Raw genomic sequence first — 22,551 nt, forward strand, 5'->3', positions numbered from 1 at the left:
AAACCGATGACCGAAAAATCTAGAATTTGTATCCTTGGTGGTGGCTTTGGTGGACTTTACACCGCTTTACGCTTAGTTCAACTGGATTGGGGAGAATCCCAGAAACCGGAAATTGTCCTAATTGATCAAAATGACCGCTTTTTATTTTCCCCTCTGCTATACGAATTACTTACCGGGGAAATGCAAAGTTGGGAAATCGCTCCCCCCTATGAAGAACTTTTGCAAAATACAGGTATCCGCTTTTATCAAGCAACGGTATCTGGTGTTGATGCTGACCAAAAACTAGTATATTTAGAAGATGGTGCGGATATTCCCTACGACCGTTTGGTATTAGCTATGGGTGGGGAAACACCTTTAGATATGGTACCAGGAGCCGATAAATATGCTCATGCTTTCCGTACTCTGGCTGATGCTTATGCTTTAGAAGAAAAATTGCGAATACTCGAAGAGTCTGACAAAGAAAAGATTCGTGTGGCAATTGTTGGTGGTGGTTATAGCGGTGTGGAATTAGCTTGCAAATTAGCTGATAGACTTGGGGAAAGAGGACGTTTCCGATTAATTGAAATGGCTAATGAAATTCTCCGCAATTCTCCAGAATTTAACCGCGAAGCTGCAAAGAAAGCTTTAGATGAGCGGGGTGTGTGGATTGATTTGGAAACGAAGGTAGAATCTATCGCTGCTGATGATATTTCTTTAGAATACAAAGGTGTTGTAGATTCCATTCCTGTAGATTTAGTAATTTGGACAGTAGGAACAAGAGTAACTCAAGCGGTACAAAATCTTCCTGTTAAACATAACCAGCGCGGAAAAATCGCTACCACACCAACTTTACAAGTAGTAGATAATCCCGATATTTTTGCTTTAGGAGACTTAGCAGAAACATTTGACGCAGAAGGAAAACAAGTTCCCATAACCGCGCAAGCAGCTTTCCAACAAGCTGATTATGTTGGCTGGAATATTTGGGCAAGTCTTACCAATCGTCCTTTACTTCCCTTCCGTTATCAACATTTAGGCGAATTTATGTCCCTGGGAGTAGATAACGCAACCCTTACAGGTTTAGGGATAAAAATGGAAGGAACATTTGGATATATTGCCCGTCGTCTTGCTTATCTTTACCGTCTCCCAACTCTAGAACATAAACTAAAAGTTGGTTTTAATTGGTTAACTCGTCCTATTATAGAAACACTCTTGTAAATTGGTAATGGGTAATGGGTAATGGGTAATGGGGCATTGGAAAAATTATTTAACAACTATCCACTATCCATTAACTCCGACTCTTTTAATCTAAAATCTAAAATCCAAAATCCGAGTCACAGGTGGATGAAACAGCCGAAAGTTATTTTTTTAGATGCCGTAGGTACACTCTTCGGTATTAAAGGTAGTGTTGGTGATGTTTACAGTCAAATCGCTAGGGAATTTGGCGTGGAAACCTCCCCGGCAACTTTGAATCAAACCTTTTTTCAAAGTTTTAAAGCTTCACCACCTCCGGTTTTCCCTGATGTACTAGAACAAGATATTCCACAACGCGAGTTTGTATGGTGGGAGCGGATTACTCGTACCACCTTTGAACAAGCTGGTGTTTTACAAAAATTCGATGACTTTTCGGCTTTCTTTAGTGAAGTTTATATTCATTTTGGTACGGGTGAACCTTGGTTTGTTTATCCCGATGTCCAAAAAGCTTTAAATAACTGGCAAAAAAAAGGAATAGAATTAGGCATATTATCCAATTTCGATTCCCGAATTTATTCTGTTTTACAATCTTTACAACTCAGAGACTATTTTCGTTCCATCACCATTTCTACCCAAGCAGGTGCAGCTAAACCCAATCCAAAAATATTTGCGATCGCGCTCTCCAAACACAATTGTTTACCCGAAGCTGCATGGCATATCGGTGACAGCGTAAAAGAAGACTACGAAGGAGCTAAAACTGCTGGGCTTAGAGGTATTTGGCTAAATCGAAATCAGTGAACAGTTAAATAATTTGTCAAATAAATATTCTGTATTTTCTCAAGCTTCTTGTTAAATTACCTTTGTATGGGGAACCAATTGGCTGAAGCTTGCTTTAATTCTGTTAAATTATATTTCGATTTCCAACCGCAGTTAAAACAGTGAAATCCAAATGTACGATTTGTGATATATTCAAAATATTTTACTTTATTAGAACTGCAACAGGGACAAGTTCCCATAAGTATCAGTGATTTTAATTCTTCTTGTTTCTCCTGTTGGTGTTCGGACATCTATCTATCCTTCTAAATTTCATTGTGGCTCGTTTATTTCAGCTACAAAATTTGGCTGAAAATCATTATGTTGATTAACAGATTATTCGCAAAGTGATGATTTAAGTTTATGATCTAAGTTGATTATTTAATTTTTTTTATTTAAATTCAAAATTTTAATTGAGAAATATCTCATCCATGAAGATAAACTGGAATATGAATTGTTCTCATCCTCACTATGCCCAAAAAATCATGTTTTTATGTAGGTAAAATTTTTATTGATTGATTTATTTCGATTTTACCTACTGTAAAAGTATTGCCTATTTGTGAATTTACTGAATTTACTTGAACTTAACATACAGCATATGAACGAGTCGGAGTTAATCTAATTAAAGATATTTCTCGCTTTTCATCAGTGAGAACTATTTTCCTCTTTTTTGTCATTCAAGAATAGTCGAAATCAAAAATATTAAAATTTTAACCTTTAATCGTGTAAATCGATTTAATGATTTCTTTAGAATCCCATAATGATTTCCCAGGTGTCTGTACGCTAACGTACTTAGTGACGGGATTATTTGGATTTAAGCAAGCGATCGTACTCATTTTTAATTGCGTGATAGCACTCACAGGCTGTAGATTTAAGCGCAGTGCGGTTAAGAATGCTAATTTTGCCCCGCGTATAGCTAATCATTCCAGCTTGTTGGAGAGTACCAGCTGCAACTGTAACACCAGAACGACGAGTACCCAACATATGAGAAATAAATTCTTGGGTGAGGTGCAATTCATCTTTCATAATACAGTCTTGTGCTGTGAGCAACCAACGAGCAAGTCTTTGTTCTATATTATGCTGTCGATTACAAGCTGCATTTTGGGAAGCTTGGGTAAATAATGCTTGTGCATACAGTAATAGCAGTCTTTGTAATTCTCCTCCTCTTTTGAACTCGCTTCTGAGTACGTTAGCATTTAGTTTCATCGCAGTACCATTCATCTGTACAATAGCGCGGCTGATGGTCGAACAACCCCCCAAAAAAACAGGTAAACCCACCATACCTTCTTTACCTACTAAACCAATTTCTGTTGTGGAACCATTTTCCATGATTGAAACTAAGGAAATCATTGCTAAGGTAGGGAAATAGACTTCTGTCATTGTTTCTCCGGGTTCGGATAAAACTTCCCCAGCCATCAAATAAATATTCTCTAAATGAGGAGCTAGGTGTTGGTAATCCTCTGAAGGTAAAGCTGCTAGTAATTGATTAACTATTGCACCATCAATATCTTCGGACATATCAAATAACACAATCTTCTTGGTTGAGTCGCATCTGGAAAATTACCTAACGACACAAGAAGACCAAAAAAACCTATCTGCTGATGTCCAAAGGTATTTTCCTTGGAGAAACTACAGTACTAGCATTTCGTCAATACCAGCTTGAAAAAAGAATTCTACAGGTAGATTCCCCTAAAACCAGACTTTTCGCTGCTCTCACCGTATCTCCGTATACAAAAGAATACCTCGATATCCTAAAAAAACAGTACGTTATCGTACATATAATGGTTAAAGTTTAAGAAAATATAAAATTTAAGAGTTCGGGCTGTCATTTAGCAACCGCCTAAACTCGTTTTTGATTAAGCTATAACATTCGCAGGCTGCTTGTTCTAGCTCTTTTCTCTTCAAAATGGTAATAATTCCTCGACTGTACTTGATTAATTCTGCTTTTTGCAGCGCGATCGCAGCTTCTGTAACGCTAGCACGACGAACTCCGAGCATTTCGGAGATAAACTTTTGGGTGAGCGGTAGCTCATCTTGGTTTACGCAATCATGAACTGATAGCAGCCAGCGAGCAAATCTTTCTTCTATGAGATGATGAGATTTACAAGCGGCTATTTGAGATACTTGAGTTAATCTTGCTTGGGTATAAAGCAATAAGTTTTTCTGTAATTTTTCTCCTCTAGTAAATTCTCCCCGCAATACATCAGCATCCATTTTCATGGCATTTCCTTCAATTTGGACGATGGCACGATTTGTAGTCACATTACCTCCTAAAAACACGGGAATACCCACCATTCCTTCATTACCTACCAAACCGATTTCTGTAGTTGAACCATCTTTCATCATAGAAACTAAAGAAATCATTGCTCTATTGGGAAAGTAAACTTCTTTTATTAGTTGGTATGGTTCGTAAATCACTTGTCCCAAAACTAGATTCACAGGTTTTAGGTAAGGAATAAGCCGCTGATATTCCCCAGGAGGTAAAGCCATCAGTAGTTTATTTTTCAACATAGTAAGGCAAGTCAAACATGGGGATTATAAAGCTCTTTTAGTTGAAGTATAATCCTATTGTTGATTTTAGCTATATTGGTTGACATCTTTTAATTAATTTATCTAATTTATCTAATTTATCTAATTACTATTTATTCTATTAATAAAATAGCATTTTTCTCAGATAATCTAGCAAGTTTACATTACAATAAAAGTAAGGTGTGAATGCAATATTCAGTTAATAATTTGCATTTTCATCGATTTTTTGTTTTGTGATATTTTTTTTAGTTGCTAAATATGGCTGATAAATCTGACCGTCAAACGCGAATTATGGAGCATCTTGCTCGCAGTACAAACGACTTTATTAAACCTAAGCTCAATTCTAATGAGCGAAAACAGCAAATATTAGAACATATTCGCTTAACTAAAGGTTAAAAAATTTTCAAGGTGGGAAATTCCCGCCTTTTTTTATGTTTTCTATAGTGATAATTGATCAATCAACCTTACTTTCGTTGGTTTTTATAGCATTTTGCAGATAAATGAGGTACAGCATTATATTATAAAGCAATGCGTGGGATGGAGAGAAAATAAGCGGGAGATGTTCTTCCCTTGACTTGTAAGCCGCACCCTTGCAGGTGAAAGGAGTATCCCTGCCCGTCCGAATCTGCCTCATAAAGATGAAATATGCTGTAAGTAAGTCCTACTTTTAAATAAGAAATCTGAGTAGTTATTAATTAATTATTTGCTTTGACTAACTAATAAGTAGTTTTACCATAAATAATGTCTTGAATATTGCAATAAAATAAATTTATGATTTTTATTCTGATTTTTATTATTTATATGCAAATAAATCATAAATTTTAGATAAAATGAATTTATAAAAATATTTAATATTTTGCGTCAGGGAAAGTTGACGGTTGTTTTATCATGCTTTATTTAAGTTAACTGTATCTTTTTATATATTTACATTTAGAATTTATATTTATTTGTGCTAACTAATAGTTTCTAAGCAACTTACAAACTAACCTTCTTGTGACTATTGCGTTTTTTTTCTTCAAAACTGAGAATTGATGATTAAAATCTAGGTTATAACCAATACAAAATAGTAACTTGTTGATCTAAAAATTCAATTTTCAACTTAGTAGCGCTTCAATTGTCATCAGTTATCAAAAAGCCATGAAAACTCCAGAATCTCAAACCAAACTTCAAGGAAACAACCCGGAGAAACCTGCGCGATCGCGACGTTTATGGCAGCGTTTACTTTTAATATTGTTACCAGTAACGTTAACCGTTGGTGGAGTTGCGATATTGTGGTATTTGCTTGCTTACAAAAACAATTCGTCTTCAACTACCACCGTACAACAATCAGCAGTATCAGTCAAACTAGCTGAAGTAGAAGCAGGTGAAATAAAAGAAAGTTCGGAATTTATTGCTAGTCTACAATCCTTACGCTCGGCTAGTCTCCAAGCAAATACTCAAGGTAAAGTATCTCAAATATTCGTAAAAGTTGGCAGTCAAGTTGCAGCACAAGCACCTTTATTAGAGATAAATTCCAACAATCAATCTATTGAAATTAGTAATACAACTAGTAGTAATCTTGCTAGTCTACAAACCACTGAGCAACAATTACAAAACGCTAATAATCAGCTTCAAGTATTAGAATCTCAACGGTTATCATTACTGAAAAATGTCAGATTAAATCAAGAAAAATACGAAAAATATTCTAACTTAGCTGCACAAGGAGCTATATCAAGACAAGCTAAAGATGAATACGAACAACAACTCACAGCAGCTAAAACAAACTTGAATAATTTAGATACCCAAATCAAAACACAGCAAGTAACAGTATCTAATTTAGAAAAAATTCTGCAACAACCACAGATAAATCCTCAAAGTAAAATTCCACAGCCAACACCACAGCAGCTTCAAGATTATAAAATTAATGCTCCCTTCGCGGGTACCGTAACAAATATTTCAGTAAAAGTTGGAGATTTGGTAAACCCTGCAACTCGGATTGCTATCGTCACTCAAAATCAACCTTTAGAAGTTGATATCCCGGTTTCCTTTGAAAAGAAAACACAACTACGTAAAGGAATGCCGGTAGAATTAATCAATGCTCAAAGTGAAAATATTGGTACAGGGAAAGTATTTTTTATTGCTCCAGAAGTTAATCAGGATACTCGCACGGTACTAGTTAAAGCTTTGTTTGACAATAAAGAAGGCAAGATGGAAGCGGGACAATTTGCTAGAGCAAGAATCAATTGGAGTCAGGATTCTGGCTTGTTAATCCCCACTGAAGCAGTGTTTCGTATTGCTGGGGAAGCCTTTGTATATGTAGCCGAAAAATTAAATCCCACTCTCACAACCCCCCAATTAGTAGTTAAGCAAAAACAGGTAAAATTAGGTAAAGCTGTAGACAACAAATTCCAAGTAATCGAAGGATTGCAGCCAGGAGAAAAGGTTGTTGTTTCCAAATTGCTGAATATTAAAGATGGTGAGATTGTAATGGCTCAGTAGTGAAAATTATTATAAATAAGTTTTGTGCGAATTTTGATCGGTATCTTACCATAATTCTCATACAATTTGATTTTCACAATGCCATGCAGTCATTACGATTGAGCGTTCTAACAATGGTGTAAGTTCTTTCCATCGCTGCCCTCGTTCAAATGTGTCCGCGAAGAGTCTCTTAATCGCCAAAAGCATATATCATACAAATAAATTAATAGAAATTAACAATGGTAGAACGTCCAATTAAAAAATCCGAGCGTCAGGTAAAACCCGATGTTGAAATTAGTTCTGAAATTAGTACTGAAATTAGTTCTCAAACCAGTACTGAAATTAGTTCTCAAACCAGTACTGAAAAACGAAATTTTGTCCCTCCTGTAAAAAAAGATCGCGATCGCGAACAAGAGAATCCTAGAGATAGAGGAGAAGGTAGAGGAGAAGGTAGAAGAGAAGGTAAAGGTAAAGGTAAAGGTAGAGGTAAAAAATCATCTGATAGAGATGAAATCAAAGCCCCGCTCAATCCGGCTTTAGCACGCCCTCCCAAACCTTCCAAACCTCCTGCTAAAGTTGAACCGGAACCCGAAGAAGTATTAGAGACTGTTGCTGAAGAATCTCAAGATACAACCGAAGCAACTTCTGTTGCTGTTGCAGAAGAATCTCAAAATTCTAGTGATGAGCAAAATAATTCCTAATATTTTGTGCTTGTTATAAAGTTATTAGAGACGCGATGTATCGCGTCTCTACAAAGTTTTTGGGTTGCTAAATTTTTTGATCCGAATCGTATTAAATCTTAACTCCTAACTCCGGTGGTACTAACTCCTAACTCTTGTTAATTGAACGTTCTCCGAAATTGATTAATCTTTCAATGGTGGCAAGACGATTTTCCCATACTCCAACTTGATAGGAATTATTTAAAGCGTGTTGACGCATAAATATTCTAAATTGAGATTGAAAGCGGGTTAATGATGCTTTCGTGGTTTGTAAATTCGCTGTTGATGGAGAGGTTGCAAGTTGAGTTAAAGCGTTTTCTAAGATTTCTGCTTGAGCGTTAAATTCTGAAATACTGCTGTTAGACATTTGTAACTGCTTGTTTTGCAATACAAATTCCCATTCTTGTTGTAGGGAAGTGTAACGCAAAGCAGCGGTTTTAAATGGTTGACGATAGGGAATTGGTTCTTGTGTTTCAGTTCTACCTTGAGTAGTCTTAAAAACTTGCTGTAGCTGCTGATTTTGTAAATTTTCCGCAGCAAATAGGGCATAACCACCTACTGGTAAATCCCTAATTAATTGTAATTGGTCAAAGGCTCCTAAAGTTGGTAAATTTAACAAACGAATTCCAGGAACTAATAAGGCAGAACCCAATTTTCTTGATATAATCCAAGGCTGTGCTAATCTACTGAAAGCTGGGGTCTCCAAAGCATAAGTCATGGGAACAATTAAGTCTATATCGCCTCGATTTGCCCAAACTTCCCAATGTTGTTGTAATTTTTGAATTCTTTCTTGTTCTGGTAATGGGAATACCGCTACAGACATGATTAAATCGGGTTTCTTTTGACGCATTTTTTGCGAAACCTGACTGACAAAACTATCAACTTGTTGGGTACGAAATGCTGTCCATTTTTGCCACATATCCCGTTGATTCGGTGTAATTTGTAGCGGATCTACACCATAACTTTGTTTAAATTGCGATCGCGCTGCTTTGCCATACCCGTAACTACGGTTGCGCTGATGGTCTTGGAAAGGATAGCGGATATAATCTAAATGTAAACCGTCTACGTCGTAGTTGGTAATAATTTCTTCATACTGACTTAATAAATACTGACGTAATTGAGGATTTGCAGGGTCAAAAAACGGCTTGGTTTGACCTTGAGGAATCATCTTTCCTTGTCTATCATAACCAGCCCAGTCTGGATGAGCAGCAAGCACTGGTCCGGGATAATTCGAGTCAATATTCAAAATCTGATTGTGTCGCTGGTTCCCGGCTGCAAAAACCCACACCCAAGCGTGTAATTCCATTCCTCTATCATGAGCTAATTTGACAGCCGATTTTAACGGGTCCCAATTACGTGTTAAAGGATTCTGCTGGGGTGCAATTTTGCTCGGATAAACTGTATAACCAGCATTTACCGTTTCAAAAAAGACTGTATTAATACCCGCTTGGGATAATCTATCAAAAACTTGTGCTAATCCTTGCTCGTTTCTAGCGTTGACAATCGTGCCTCGATCGAGCCAAATAGCGCGGATTTCTGGTTGAGCTAACTTGCTATTGACCGGAAATTGATTCCATAAACCAGTTTTGGCTGTTAACCATTGTTTACGAGCTTCTGCGTATTTTTTCTGTGCTACCAACTGGGGTATTTGCTTGACAATTTCATTTGCTTGTGATATTGCTTGCTGACTATTGACAGTTAATGTACCTGGTTGACTGGATGCAACTTCTACTGTTTGGGCTTTTGCAGATTGAAAACTTCCGGCGATCGCCGCAGCTGACAAGTTGGAGCTTTCAACTCGACCAATTAACTTTAGTAGTTCTTGTTGTAGTGCAATTACTTCGTTACTACTAATCGGTTTACTGGAATTGGGTTGGATATCTAGACGTACATTATCCTGTAAATGGTCGATTGCTTCATCGGATAACTGATCGGAACGTTTAAAATTTACATTGGGAAGGGCATTATTGGGAATGACGGCGGTAATATTGAAAGAAGATGGGGAATTGGTATTTCTTGGAGAAATTGGATTTTGTGTGACTGCTGAATTAGCACATTCGGGAGAACCACCAGGAACAGTGTTAACAGTAGTTGGGGTTATGTGTCGTTTCAAAGCAGCTTGCAACCAAGCACTATCCAACTGTGGATTTGCTGCGGTATCCACTCCCCAGCGCCAACCAAAGAAAGTAGAGCGTTGGGTGGCTAAAACTGCTGAAGAATTATTTTTATTATCCCACACAGCAGCTTGATAGGAAACATCATCGGGAACTACAACAGCACCCCGTACTTCTCCCATTAATTTTGCACCGCTCGCCCATCGCTGTAACTTATTAGTAGAAGGTTGCAGTTTATCGGGTGCTTCCAAACTAAATCCCCAATAGCCTCCCAAAATATTTTGAATTAATCGACGTACCCCTGGTGCAGATAAACTTGCCACGGGGCCGCTAGCAATCACCTTCCCACCTCTACTTACCCATTCTTCCAAGGTAATTGCTTGTGATGGCGTTAATGTTTCAACGTTAGGTAGAAATAATACCGTGCGGTTTCCCCAATCAGCAGTACTTTTGACGCTATTTAAAGAAATCACACAGTAATTAACTCCTGCGGATTGCAAGCGATTAGTAATACCTTCCCATTGACCAGAATTTTCGCGACTTTGAACCACACTGATCACAGGTTCAGTTGCTGCCGCAGCCGGTAAAATATTAAATACGTTAAATAAAATATAAATTAAAAACTGACAATTAAATAATAATAAGTCCTTTTTAATCGACCTTAATTTGATTCGTCTGATTCCTTTTATTTGGTATCTCACTATTAGCCCCTTATTCGATTTTGGATTTTAGATTTTGGATTTTAAATTGACGATTCAATATTTAGGTCAAAGGTTAAAGGTTAAAGGTTAACTGTCAACTAACACAAACTTGAATTAATTCTTCAACATTTGCTACCGGGAATATTTTGACTTTTAAAGTGCTAGCAACTTCTTCCACGGTTTTATCATCCAGAAATATTAATTCTCCATGTTTTAACATGACGCTCGGTAACAAAATTCCCTCTCCTAAATCTTCTTCTTGCAATTTTAAAATTAAATCTTGACCCGTCAATAAACCAGTAACACTAATCTCTTGCCCCCAATAATCGCTAGATAAAGCCTGCATATTCACAGATAAACCTTCAACGGAATTTAACTGTTTTACAAGAGGTTTAAAAGCTTGCTCAACAGCATTTCCCACAACCCAAGTTAATTTTTTTGGTTCAATTTTGTCTGGTAATAATTCTTGTGCTGTTTGCGTAAATTGCTTGATAAATAAACGAATTGAACCGACACCATTATCAATTTGAGGATAATCCTCATATTCCGCTTCACATGGTAGTTCCTCCCCTGCAATTAAAAACCATTCATCAGCTAACCAAATGCAATTAGAACCACAATTTGCTTTTAATTCTTGCTGCAACTTCCGCACTTGAAAAATTACTTCTCCTGCTTTTTCCCGCGTCACTGGGATTAATTCATCCTCTTGTGGACGAAATCGCGTCAAACCCACTGGTACAACAGCCACTGACGCTACAGCAGGCAAGTCACTGGTATGAAAAGACGCTAAATCGCGTAGAGTTTGTTCCAAGTGTACGCCGTCATTGATACCAGGACAAACTACTACTTGTGCGTGAATTTGCAGCCGCCGTTCTTGAAACCACTTGATATGCTGTAAAATTTCTCCTGCACGCTGATTTTTTAATAATCTAATTCTCACTTCGGGTTCTGTGGCATGAACTGATACATACAAGGGCGATAACCGCATCTGTTCAATTCTGTCCCATTCCCGTTGCGATAAATTAGTTAAAGTCAAGTAGGAACCATACAAAAAACTTAAACGATAATCATCATCTTTGAAGTACAAACTAGAGCGTTTATCTGGTGGTTGTTGGTCAATAAAACAGAAAGGACAACGATTATTACATTGAATTAAACCATCAAAAAGCGCTGTTTCAAACTCTAAACCCAAATCATCATCATAATCTTTTTCAATTTCAATTTGATGAGTTTTTCCCTTATCATCTAAAACTTCTAATTCTAAAAATTCATCAGCACATAAAAATTGATAATCAATCAAATCCCGGGGACGCATACCATTAATACTAACGATGGCATCACCGACATCAAATCCAATTTCTGCACCGATAGAATCGGGTAAAACTTTTGTAATGCGAGCGGGACGAATGTTCATAATTTAAAAGTGAATAATTAGTTGTACAGACGTAGCATTGCTACGTCTCTACAAATCCTAACTCCTAATTCCTACTAATATCACGAGTCCGAATATTAGCCTATACCACACAAATATCCAGGTGCTTTGAGTTTTGAGAAAGCGGAGCAAACCCGCGATCGCAATATAAGAAAATATCGTCGATGAAATTATTCCTGCAACTAAGGAAGCTATCTGACTACCATCAATTCCTGCTGCAAAGAAATCTTGTAGTTGAACTAACCCAGCTAAAGAAATTGCGGGAATACCCAGTAAAAAGGAAAATCTGGCTGCGGTTTCCCGTTCTAAATTTAAAAATAATCCTGCTGTCAAAGTAGAACCTGAACGAGATACACCGGGAATCAAGGCTAATACTTGAGCAATACCCATTAACAATCCATCTACCATTACCAAATGTTCAAAATCCCGCTGACGCTTGCTGAATTTTTCCGCTAATCCTAATAATATTGACATGATGATAGAAGCAATGGCGATCGCCTTCATACTCCGGAGCGGTGAGTTATCAAAATCGGGAATAAATATTTTGATGATAATCCCGCTTAATACTATGGGTAATGTGCCAAAAATAATACCAATACACAAGCGAAAATCAAAGTCCATGTAGTCAGAGAGAACCATAGCTCTAGTAGCGCTTTTAACAATTCTGGACAAGTCTTTCCAGAAAAACCACAACACCGCTGCAATACTTCCTAATTGAATTACAGCACTAAAAGCAACTCCTGGATCTCCCCAACCGAGGGCTACGGAAACAGCTTTTAAATGAGCGGTACTACTAATTGGTAGAAACTCCGTTGCACCTTGCACAAAACCTAAAAAAATCGCTTGCAACATCTTGATTTTTTGCACCCCTTCTGCTGCACTCGGAGATTGAGTTGCCAAAGTTTTTAATGGGTGTACCGCAATAGTTAATATGGCAGATGCTACGGTTAAAAACCAGAATAATTGACGTTTAAAAAAAGTCATTAGTTTTGCTCACGGATTGATTCCTGATGGAACGGATTTAATTTTCCATTACCCATTCCCCATTCCCCATTCCCCATTACCCATTACTATATATTTTCAAGCACTCCCAATGATAAACCAGCTAATATAGCGATACCAAATATCAGACGATACCAAACAAACACCCAAGTGCTTCTGGTTTTAAGAAATTTCACTAACCAAGCAATTGCTAAATAAGAAAATATGGCGGATGATATTATACCTGCTATCAAGGTAGGCATTCCCGAATTACCAGTACCTACTTCTAACAAATCTTTGAGCTCTACTAATCCAGATAAAGTAATCGCGGGAATCCCTAATAAAAAGGAAAATCTTGCCGCTGTTTCCCTTTGCAAACCCATAAATAGTCCCGCTGTCAAAGTTGAACCGGAACGAGAAACTCCCGGTATTAAAGCCAAAGCTTGAGCGCAACCCATTAATATCCCATCACTTACTGTTAATTTTTCAAAATTGCGCTGTTTTGTACCCTTTATTTCTGCTAACCCTAACAACAGTGCCATGACAATTGACACAATTGCGATTACCGTCATGCTTCGGACAGTATTTTCGTAAAATTCTTTAAACAAATACTTGACTAAAAGTCCCAAAAATACTATCGGAAATGTCCCGATGGCAATCCCTAGGGCAATGCGGAAGTCGGTATTTTGATAATCTTTTCTGGCGATCGCAATCCATGCACCTGTTAGCACTCTTGTCAAGTCTGCCCAAAAGTACCAAAGTACAGCCGCAATACTACCAAGCTGAATCACCGCAGTAAAAGCAACTCCTGGATCTCCCCAACCAAGAGCGACTGGTACGGCTTTTAAATGTGCTGTGCTACTGATAGGCAAAAATTCTGTTGCACCTTGCACAAAACCTAAAACTATACCTTGCCATAAATTCATTTGCGAACCCCCATCCACTACAGGGGTACTCCCTTGACTCAGAACTTTTAACGGAAATGTCGCTACTGATAAAACACTACTTCCTACCATCAACAAAGGAAACAACAAACGTTTGGATAGAGCCATGAGTACACCTTATCTACTTGTAGTTACGAGCTATTACACATTCAACCGCTTCTCTAACGTTTACAGGAAGAAAATAGAGCAGTTGAAAAATTCCTTTCCCGTTTACTCACAAACGTAAACCCCAATTCTCGATACAGCATACCTGTAAACTTTGCTTTATTTTTTGTGATTTCTTTAAAGATTTCATCCCTGACTACAATTGTTGTATTATGAATATGCCCCCTAGGGGGATTTGCAAGATGAATACTCCAGTGAGTAAAACAATCTGATATCTTAAGAAAAGTAAAGTAAAGTAACGGAATAATAAAAATTTTGATTAATAATACGTTATATTCAAATACAGTTTTTAACCCCGTGATTCAAACCGTTGAAAGTCTGGAAGCCTTAGAAATAGAGTTAAACGCCAATCAAAATGTGATTAGCACAGCAATCCCCCTAGGGAGAGAGAAAAATGAGAAAATAACATTTGTTCCCTTAATAGCTTCGTGGTTAAAGGTAACATCTCGACAAGGTTTACTCATATTCGCAGCGGCGGTACTCTTGGTATCGGTACCAGTATTTATTGAAGCACCATTAGTGAGAGTGCTGCCGTGGTTAAGTGTGGGTTTGACGGCAGTATGGGTATGGTTAAGTAAGTTGTTGATGTCGCGGAGTAGAACCTATATTTGGGGTGATTTACTTTTAGGTTTTAGCTGGAGTTGGTTAGCAGGCTCGATATACTGGGGCTGGTTGCGGTGGGAACCGTTATGGCATTTACCTGTAGAATCAATAGGTTTACCCTTTGCCATTTGGTGTTTGTATCGTAATTGGGGCAAAGTAGGAAACTGGTTTTATTTTGGTTCTCTACTAGGTACGGTGTTAACCGATATATATTTTTACATAGTGGACTTGATACCTTACTGGCGGCAAATTATGGTTGTAGAGCCAGAATTTGCTGCACCAATATTGCGATCGGCACTTGCACAAGTAAAAACACCATCCGGAGTTGCTTGGGCAGTTGTTCTAGCTGTAGTTTTATTAACTGTAGGGATTGTACCTTTAAAATACAAGCAGTTGCACTGGTATGCCTTTAGTGGCGCGGTTTTGAGTACAATATTAGTAGACAGCTTATTTTTAATCGCTGCTGTTGTGGCTTGAGGCTATGCAATGGATAATGATTTATTTTTAATAATTTTTTGTAAAAATATTGCTCAAAGTCCTCAAGAGTAAATATTACAGATATTGATAAGCTGTATAGTAGTTTTTGATGACTGCTGTGTTTTGCTAGCAGCTAATGACTATGAACAAATGTCATTTATCCATAATTAATGGCATCTGAAATAGAGTTAGCTAAAAGCTTTTATGTAAGTTTGATGGAAAGAGGTAGAAAATCGTGAAACGATTGGCGCATTTAGTAACAGTATTTAGTTTATTGATCGGATTTTGGGGATGGTTGGGCAACATAGACTTAGCCCAAGCAGCAAATTTTGATGCATTTGCCGTTAACAAAACTCCCGTACTCGCAATTGATTCATCTCGAATATTGCGAAATCGAGCAGATGATAGACTTGCAGATGTTTATGGTGACAAAATTGACTTAAATAATACGAATATAGGGGCTTTTCAGAGATATCGAGGACTATATCCGACACTTGCGAGGAAGATAGTCTTTAATGCTCCTTACGAAAACGTAGAAGATGTCCTGAATATTCAAGACTTAACGGAAAATCAGAAAAAACGTCTGCAAGCTAACTTAGATAACTTCACTGTTACCAAAACTGAAGCTATATTTAATGAAGGCGCTGAACGCATTAATAACGGCATTTACAGATAAGTCATGGATCAGTCGTTAATTATCCCAAAATTAACTTAGTGCTGCGCGACGGGTTTGTGTTGAATTGAACCAATTCTGAATAAATGTAGAGACGTAGCATTGCTACGTCTCTAATAGTATATTTTTTCATAAAAAGCCGTTTTTTTTAACCCATTGTCCCTAAAATCTAAAATCCCATATTACCCCATCTACCACCTTGTCGGAAATCACTCTTCACAACCAATTTGATGTTTTAGTAGTGGGTGCTGGTGCAGCTGGACTGTATACTGCCCTTTGTTTGCCTCAAGATTTACAAGTAGGCTTAATTACTAAGGATACTATTTCTTTATCTGCTAGTGAATGGGCGCAAGGAGGTATTGCAGCGGCAGTTTCACCCGAAGATTCTCCCCAATTACACGTTGAAGATACCATCGCTGCTGGTGCTGGTTTGTGCGATCGTTCTGTAGTTGAATTCCTTGCTCAAGAAGCTTCATTATGCATTAAATCTTTGGTAGATTTAGGTGTAGCTTTTGACCGTCGGGGTAATGAATTAGCCTTAACTTTAGAAGCCGCTCATTCTCGTCACCGGGTTCTTCATGCTGCTGATACCACGGGTTCCCAAGTAATTACTACTCTTAGCGCTCAGGTATTGCAACGCTCCAATATTACAGTTATTCAACAAGCTTTAGCTTTAGATTTATGGCTGCATCCGGACACTAAACGCGCTCAGGGAATCAGTTTATTTTATCAAAGTCAAGTGAGATGGATTCAGGCTGGTGCAGTGATACTCGCTACAGGTGGTGGAGGCCAAGTTTTTGCTCAAACCACAAACCCAGCTATCAGTACTGGTGATGGTGTAGCTATGGCTTGGCGTGCAAAAGCAATTCTGAGAGATTTAGAGTTTGTGCAGTTTCACCCTACTGCTTTAACTAAACAAGGTGCTGACCGATTTTTAATCAGCGAAGCGGTGCGCGGTGAAGGAGCGCATTTGATTGACAATCAAGGACGACGTTTTGCCTTTGATTATCATCCATCTGGCGAACTTGCACCCAGAGACATCGTTAGTCGCGCTATCTTCACTCATCTGCAAAAAACAGAAAATGACCCGGCAACTGCCAATGTCTGGTTGGATATGCGTCCTATTCCTCCAGACAAAATTCGTTATCGTTTTCCCAATATCGTCAAAGTTTGTCAGCGCTGGGGAATTGATGTATTTTCTGAACCGATTCCCGTCGCACCCGCAGCCCACTACTGGATGGGTGGTATTCAAACAGACTTGATGAATCAAACTAATATTCCGGGTTTATACGCAGTTGGAGAAACAGCCAGTACGGGAGTTCATGGAGCAAATCGTTTAGCAAGCAACTCTCTGTTAGAATGTATAGTTTTTGGCGCTCAAATGTCTCGTCTTCAGTTAGAAAAAAATCAACCTGTACAAACTGCACATCTATCTTTGGACAGATTTGAAGTTGATTCCAAAGAAATAGATGATGAATATCAATATTTAAAAGAATTACGCAGTGAAATACCGCGTTTGGTTTGGCAATCCGCTGGAATTTGTCGCCAGCAATCGAGTCTAAACAAGGCAATTTCTAATATCGAATCTTGGCAGCAACAATTCAGCGACCTGAAATTGAGTAAATTTTTATCGTCTTTACATCCGCCAAACCCAGCTTATTTTACATCGAGCAACGCTCAACAATATCTGAAGCTGTGGACGCAAGTGCATAATTTACTCGATATTGCTTATCTGATTCTTAAAAGTGCTGCCTATAGAACTGAAAGCAGAGGAGGACATTATCATTTAGATTACCCTCACTCAGACCCTAACTGGCAAGTTCATACTTTAGTACAGAATCATCATTGGTGGAAAGAATCTGTTCGTAATCACTGAGTAACTTTCCCTGTATCAGCGTGTACCCGTACCATAAACACTTGCTGGACGACCAAAATCAGGTGGTTCATACTCATTGAATGAATCTTGATGATTCGCCTTGTGTATACCGAAGTTGCTTTTTACCGCCCGAATCGAATCTCTAGGTACTATATGATTCAGAGTTCCTGTTGCATCTGCAATCTTGGGTATAGCTAAACAAGCTCCAATAACAAGAGCTATTGCGCCGCTGATGCTTAAACTTTTCTTAATAAAGATGGGTGTATTAGATTGGCTATTCATAAAACAATTGTACTTATGTGTATTTACTTATTTTTTCTTTAAGATTTATTTAAACTTAAACTAGTTTTTGTCAAAAGCGAAGAATTACTTAAGATTTAACTTTTACCAGAAAATTAGACTTGACATTTTCTTCAAAATCAGAAATTTGTTTAAACAATTATTAATGCTAATACATATTTCTTTGCATCTATCTTTGGTTAGACAATCGGACAGCAATTGATTAGAAGACCATCTAGTTGAAAATTTTCTTCAAATTATCTTAATATTTTAAGTAGCATTACGGTGTGTTCCCAACGACAAAACATAAATAATTATATTTTTTGATATTTTTACTACTCTATAATTAAATATTCATCAGAGAAAATAACTAAAATTTAAACCCCAATGTTGCCATTTAGGCATTTTGTTACAAAACTTAATATTTTTAAATAAATAAGCTAGTATTCTACATAGTTAAATTACTGATGTGGGACTTACAAAAGCTTCGCTCTAAAAGCCCCGTACTGACTTTGACAGGCTCAGTAACCTTCTAGGAAGGACAAAAGTAAAAGTGGAAATGTGCAGCTCTCAATAAAAAAAGCATTCGCGGAGCCTTTATATGAAAGCTCCGCGAATGCTTTTTTTGAAAACAAAGATTGGAATTAGGAAACTAATCAATTGCAGCTGCGCCAGTATCAGATGCTGAATTCTCATCTTCTTCAGATTTCGGCATTCTTTGCTGGAATCTTCTTTGATAACGTCCTGTAGTAGTCCGTTTACGAAACTTTCGGGCATATGCCTGGTTTCGTAGCGCCTTTTCTTTCTTCAGGTTACGGCGCTTAGCCATATTCACCTCATAAATAAACAACGTTTAGCTTGCCGGTTGGCATCACATAGATAATTGTAACTATCTAGTTTATGGTATTGATACAATTTTAGCCTAAACCAGTATCCGGCAATTTTAAATAGCAATATATTATATCGTATTTATTTTATGATGTCAATTATTTGGATTAAGATTGTGGAGTTTGAGGTTTTATGTTGCGTGTATAGTTGGTGAATTACGAATAAGTGATGGAGAAAACTTATATAAATGAGTTGTAAATATATAAATAATTTATCTTGATGGAAAAGCCGATATTAAAGGAGCCTGTTGTTTGTGTAATAAATTAATTTGAATAATTGTTAAATTATGCATTTTGAGAATTTATTTTTAGTTTATTTCCTGATAAGTAATTAGTTTCCTGGACTTCTAATTATTGTAACACCGATTACAACTCGATTATTTTTTATCAATTACTGCGGAGAAAGTATAGTTATACACAATATATATTAAGTCTTTGGATGGTAAAATTAAGCTGTTCTACGAACATCGTTGTATGAGATGATAATCGTCAGAAACGTGTATTAATAATAAAAGCCTAACTCACAAGTAATTTTGTATCAAAGCTACTGCTAAGACAGTAGTTTTACGAATATTGCAGTGGGTGAGACTAAGCAAGTAAAACACAAGAATTTGAACATTGAACGTTGCTGCTTTATTCGGCTCAGCCGTACAGTCCACTCGGACTTTATGGCGCTATGGACAAACGATACTGGGTATCATATTTCGTCATCCGATAACCGGAACAAGTGTCATTCCGATACTTCCCGACGGGCGGATTGTACTGATTAGACGACGAGACAACGGTCTCTGGGCTTTACCTGGTGGAATGGTGGATTGGGGAGAGGATATTCCTACTACAATTAAACGTGAATTAATGGAAGAAACCGGACTGGAGTTAGTAAAAATTAGGCGTTTAGTTGGAGTTTATTCAGCACCAGATAGAGACCCCAGAATCCATTCAATTTGTGTTGTGGCTGAAGCGGAAGTAAGGGGGGAAATGAAGATTCAAGACACTTTAGAAGCGATGGAAATTCAAGCTTTTCTTCCCAATTCTTTACCAGGAGAACCTATGTCTCACGACCACTATCGCCAGTTACAAGACTACTTAAATAACTTGACAATATTGGCGTAAAATTATGTACTAATATTCAGATTTTAGGTTTTGGATTCACTCTAAAATCCCGGACACTTGTTGTAAAGCGACGACAGTCGTGCAACCCAGTGTCCTTAAAATCTCTTAAAGTTAACTACTAAATTAAATTCAATATTCAATATGGATACGATGTTATTTCGGAATTCCCGAAGAAAGCTTTCTCAAGGGTTATTATTTTGGCGTGAAGTCGGTAATGGTATTCCGGTAGTTTTTTTACATGGTAATTGGTACGACAGTAGTGAATGGGTATCAACAATGGAATTAATATCCCGAAATTTCCATTGTTTTGCCCCGGATTTGTTAGGATTTGGCGAATCAGAATATCCTAATATTCATTACAGTATTGATTTACAAGTTGATTGTTTGTTTGAATTTCTGCAAGCTTTAAAATTAGATAAAGTATATTTAGTAGGACATTCTTTAGGAGGATGGATTGCTGCTAGTTGTGCTTTGAAGTATCCAGAGAAAGTTCAAGGTTTAATCTTATTATCACCTGAAGGTGTGGAAATAGAAGGGTTGCATAAACATTGGCAAAAAATGCAACGTTTAACGAAAAGCCCATCACTTATATTTAGGCTTTTAAAAATATTTCGTCCCTTAGCAAAAATGCTTGGTTTGGATGTAAAAATAGAGGAAGATTTGCAGCAAAGAAAAATATTGTTAAATAATCCGACAGCAACTCAACTTTTGTATCAGCGTCAGTTCCCAGAAATCGCAGCAGAATTATTACAATATAAATTGGATTTACTCCAGATTCCGGTATTGATATTGCAAGGTGAAAAAGATGAGCCAGATGCTTTAACAAGAAGTAAAATTTATGCCAGATCAACTCCTCAAGCACAATTGAAAATAATCGCTCACGGAGCAGATAATTTACCTCAAAAATCCGCTTCTGTTGTCGCTGAAGAAGTTAGCGATTTTATTAAAGCTAATAATTAAAATAGTTAGTACCACCGGAGTTAGTACCACCTTAGTTAGGAGTTAAGAGTTAAGAGTTAGAAATAAAATACTACTTTTAACTCTTGATTTTTTACTATATTTTTTATAAATTTTAATTAGTTAAAGAAAACTGAATATTTTAGATACTATAGGAATTAATCAAATTTTTCTAAATAAAAATCAAATAAAACAACAAAAATATTATTGTTTGGATGATTGATATATGGTTATCTAAATAGTATTAATTGATTGTTGACATTAATTAACACTTTTATGAGCATCTTATTTGATGCAAATAAAATGAATATTGTAATTTTTATTTATTTAGATGTATGCAAATTAAACAATTAATGATAGCTGTTGGTGGAGTAGTATCTTTAGGTTTAGGGACTGTTCGTATTGCACCAGCACAAGCAGCTTTATTAGACTTTAGCTTTGAATCTGAAAATGGTGTACGTGGTTCTTTTACCTTGGATACAGATGCTCAAGCTTCTGATGTACCAGCGGATTTTGGATTTGGTTCGGGAACTTTGTATAGTAATGCTGTTTCTGACTACAATTTATCCGATTCCCAAAGAGGTTTGAATTTTAGTAGTGAAACTGCTGACTATCAAATTCTTACTAATCCCACTCCACCTGCTGCTGATTCTTCGGTAACTCCTCCGGATGGTGGGCCCCAATTTCCTCCAGGAACGATTCTCAGCGGTGTTGTTTATCCATCAGGATGTTCCCAAGGAGTATTTACTTGCTCGATAACTGTGCCGATATTTTATAAAGGTGATGTAACAGAACTTCCCAAACTTTCGGATAATTTGAATTCTTATTCTATAGAAAGAGTTGAATTCTTTGATATAAATCCCCAAACCCAAAGTTTAGAAGTTACTCGCGATATTTTTACAAGTTCTAATATTATCTTTAGAACTGCTTCGGTTCCTGAAGCAAATTCTAGTTTAAGTTTGTTTGCTCTGGGAATTGTGAGTGCGGGTTTATTATTTAAAAACAAATTAAATAAGGCTGCTTGAATCATTAAATTTTATGCTCTGTCTGTATGAAATTTGTGGGAAGAATACATTAATGTTTTTTGTATTCCCCACAAAATTAAATGCTGTTCGACAATTATTTCTGCTGCGATTTCGGAAAATTGATATTTTAAATAAGTAAGTAATACATTGCGATCGCCACCAGTAATTACTATCTGACTTTCAGGGTAATCTTGTAACCACGCTGCAATAAAATCTTTGATTCCTGCAAGTAAGGTGTAAATTATTCCGCTTTGAATTGCTTCGGTTGTATTCAGAGCATATCGTTGCGGAAGTTGTTGTGGTAGTTCGACTTTTGGTAATTGTCCGGTTTTTTGGCTAAGAGTTGCAAGTTGTAAACCTAATCCTGGTAAAATTGCGCCACCAATTAAATTACGGTAACTATCAGCACCTGTAAAAGTAAGTGCTGTTCCCCCATCAATTACTAATATGGGAAAACCCCAGGTTTCACCTGCGCCAAGTAATGCTAAAGCGCGATCGATTCCTAATGTGGGATATGAGTTATTCAAAGGTATTTGTTTTAAGCTAAGAAAGTTAACGTTGGGATAATTTTGCCAAAGTTCTGTTTGTTCGGGAACTACGGAAGCGATGAAGAGAGGCAGGGGATGGGGGGATGGG

The 22,551-nt window shown here is 37.2% G+C and carries 20 protein-coding genes; 11 read left to right on the plus strand and 9 right to left on the minus strand.

All coding sequences use genetic code 11. The features are described from left to right. Nucleotides 1-6 precede the first annotated feature (6 nt). Nucleotides 7-1,194, plus strand: coding sequence for an NAD(P)/FAD-dependent oxidoreductase (locus tag IQ247_RS16885; protein WP_193921952.1), 1,188 nt, complete (start codon nt 7-9; stop codon nt 1,192-1,194). Between the two features lie 126 nt (nt 1,195-1,320). Beyond that, nucleotides 1,321-1,968 (plus strand): HAD-IA family hydrolase, encoded by a 648-nt coding sequence (locus tag IQ247_RS16890; RefSeq protein WP_193921954.1) that lies wholly within the window; start codon nt 1,321-1,323, stop codon nt 1,966-1,968. 819 nt (nt 1,969-2,787) lie between these two features. On the opposite strand, the gene IQ247_RS16900 is transcribed toward IQ247_RS16890, so the two are convergent. Together IQ247_RS16900 and IQ247_RS16905 are read right to left on the minus strand one after the other, a co-directional pair. After that, complete coding sequence (locus IQ247_RS16900; RefSeq protein WP_193921958.1) at nt 2,788-3,501, minus strand: Crp/Fnr family transcriptional regulator; 714 nt, start codon at nt 3,499-3,501, stop codon at nt 2,788-2,790. Nucleotides 3,502-3,792: 291 nt separating this feature from the next. Continuing rightward, entirely contained in the window at nt 3,793-4,494 is a 702-nt protein-coding gene (locus IQ247_RS16905; protein ID WP_193921960.1) for a Crp/Fnr family transcriptional regulator, read from the minus strand. A gap of 276 nt (nt 4,495-4,770) precedes the next feature. Here IQ247_RS16905 and IQ247_RS16910 point away from each other — a divergent pair, with 276 nt between their 5' ends. From IQ247_RS16910 to IQ247_RS16920, 3 genes are all read left to right on the plus strand, one after another. Continuing rightward, a complete protein-coding gene (locus IQ247_RS16910; protein ID WP_193921961.1) occupies nt 4,771-4,908 on the plus strand; it encodes a hypothetical protein in 138 nt (45 codons plus the stop codon). Nucleotides 4,909-5,649: 741 nt separating this feature from the next. Next, the gene (locus IQ247_RS16915) at nt 5,650-6,990 is read left to right on the plus strand and encodes an efflux RND transporter periplasmic adaptor subunit (protein ID WP_193921962.1); all 1,341 of its coding nucleotides are present in this window, start codon (nt 5,650-5,652) and stop codon (nt 6,988-6,990) included. A 218-nt stretch (nt 6,991-7,208) separates the two neighbouring features. Next, a complete protein-coding gene (locus tag IQ247_RS16920) occupies nt 7,209-7,670 on the plus strand; it encodes a hypothetical protein (protein WP_193921963.1) in 462 nt (153 codons plus the stop codon). A gap of 127 nt (nt 7,671-7,797) precedes the next feature. On the opposite strand, the gene IQ247_RS16925 is transcribed toward IQ247_RS16920, so the two are convergent. The 4 genes from IQ247_RS16925 to IQ247_RS16940 all read right to left on the minus strand — a co-directional run bounded on the left by IQ247_RS16925 (nt 7,798) and on the right by IQ247_RS16940 (nt 13,842). Then, nucleotides 7,798-10,503: a glycoside hydrolase family 10-like protein gene (locus tag IQ247_RS16925; protein WP_193921981.1), complete on the minus strand. Its 2,706-nt coding sequence runs from the start codon at nt 10,501-10,503 to the stop codon at nt 7,798-7,800. Nucleotides 10,504-10,597: 94 nt separating this feature from the next. Further along, a complete protein-coding gene (locus tag IQ247_RS16930; RefSeq protein ID WP_228059808.1) occupies nt 10,598-11,917 on the minus strand; it encodes a TIGR03279 family radical SAM protein in 1,320 nt (439 codons plus the stop codon). Nucleotides 11,918-11,974: 57 nt separating this feature from the next. After that, nucleotides 11,975-12,787 (minus strand): undecaprenyl-diphosphate phosphatase, encoded by an 813-nt coding sequence (locus tag IQ247_RS16935; protein ID WP_228059812.1) that lies wholly within the window; start codon nt 12,785-12,787, stop codon nt 11,975-11,977. 218 nt (nt 12,788-13,005) lie between these two features. Beyond that, nucleotides 13,006-13,842 (minus strand): undecaprenyl-diphosphate phosphatase, encoded by an 837-nt coding sequence (locus IQ247_RS16940; RefSeq protein WP_228059813.1) that lies wholly within the window; start codon nt 13,840-13,842, stop codon nt 13,006-13,008. A gap of 585 nt (nt 13,843-14,427) precedes the next feature. Between IQ247_RS16940 and IQ247_RS16945 the strand changes: the two genes are divergently transcribed. The 3 genes from IQ247_RS16945 to nadB all read left to right on the plus strand — a co-directional run bounded on the left by IQ247_RS16945 (nt 14,428) and on the right by nadB (nt 17,654). After that, nucleotides 14,428-15,105, plus strand: a complete 678-nt coding sequence (locus IQ247_RS16945; protein WP_375341234.1) for a DUF3120 domain-containing protein — start codon at nt 14,428-14,430, stop codon at nt 15,103-15,105. Nucleotides 15,106-15,340: 235 nt separating this feature from the next. Then, complete coding sequence (gene psbU / locus IQ247_RS16950) at nt 15,341-15,781, plus strand: photosystem II complex extrinsic protein PsbU (RefSeq protein WP_193921987.1); 441 nt, start codon at nt 15,341-15,343, stop codon at nt 15,779-15,781. Between the two features lie 196 nt (nt 15,782-15,977). Beyond that, the gene (gene nadB / locus IQ247_RS16955; protein ID WP_193921989.1) at nt 15,978-17,654 is read left to right on the plus strand and encodes an L-aspartate oxidase; all 1,677 of its coding nucleotides are present in this window, start codon (nt 15,978-15,980) and stop codon (nt 17,652-17,654) included. A gap of 15 nt (nt 17,655-17,669) precedes the next feature. Here nadB and IQ247_RS16960 read toward each other — a convergent pair whose 3' ends face one another. Then, on the minus strand, nt 17,670-17,936 hold the full coding sequence (locus IQ247_RS16960) for a hypothetical protein (RefSeq protein WP_193921991.1): 267 nt from the start codon (nt 17,934-17,936) through the stop codon (nt 17,670-17,672). A gap of 649 nt (nt 17,937-18,585) precedes the next feature. Beyond that, a complete protein-coding gene (locus IQ247_RS16965) occupies nt 18,586-18,762 on the minus strand; it encodes an Asl3888 family RNA-binding protein (RefSeq protein WP_193921993.1) in 177 nt (58 codons plus the stop codon). A 676-nt stretch (nt 18,763-19,438) separates the two neighbouring features. On the opposite strand from IQ247_RS16965, the gene IQ247_RS16970 reads away from it, so the two are divergent. The 3 genes from IQ247_RS16970 (at nt 19,439) to IQ247_RS16980 (ending at nt 21,915) form a co-directional block, all read left to right on the plus strand. After that, complete coding sequence (locus IQ247_RS16970) at nt 19,439-19,933, plus strand: NUDIX hydrolase (RefSeq protein WP_193921995.1); 495 nt, start codon at nt 19,439-19,441, stop codon at nt 19,931-19,933. A 141-nt stretch (nt 19,934-20,074) separates the two neighbouring features. After that, nucleotides 20,075-20,893, plus strand: coding sequence for an alpha/beta fold hydrolase (locus tag IQ247_RS16975; protein WP_193921997.1), 819 nt, complete (start codon nt 20,075-20,077; stop codon nt 20,891-20,893). A 332-nt stretch (nt 20,894-21,225) separates the two neighbouring features. Next, nucleotides 21,226-21,915, plus strand: coding sequence for a hypothetical protein (locus tag IQ247_RS16980; RefSeq protein ID WP_193921998.1), 690 nt, complete (start codon nt 21,226-21,228; stop codon nt 21,913-21,915). Nucleotides 21,916-21,926: 11 nt separating this feature from the next. Here the strand turns inward: IQ247_RS16980 and IQ247_RS16985 are convergent. Continuing rightward, nucleotides 21,927-22,551, minus strand: a 625-nt coding sequence (locus IQ247_RS16985) for a pantothenate kinase (protein ID WP_193922000.1), incomplete at its 5' end; no start/stop codon positions are given.

The organism is Plectonema cf. radiosum LEGE 06105 (genome assembly GCF_015207665.1).
In the GTDB taxonomy this organism is placed as follows: Bacteria; Cyanobacteriota; Cyanobacteriia; order Cyanobacteriales; family Nostocaceae; genus Rivularia; species Rivularia radiosa_A.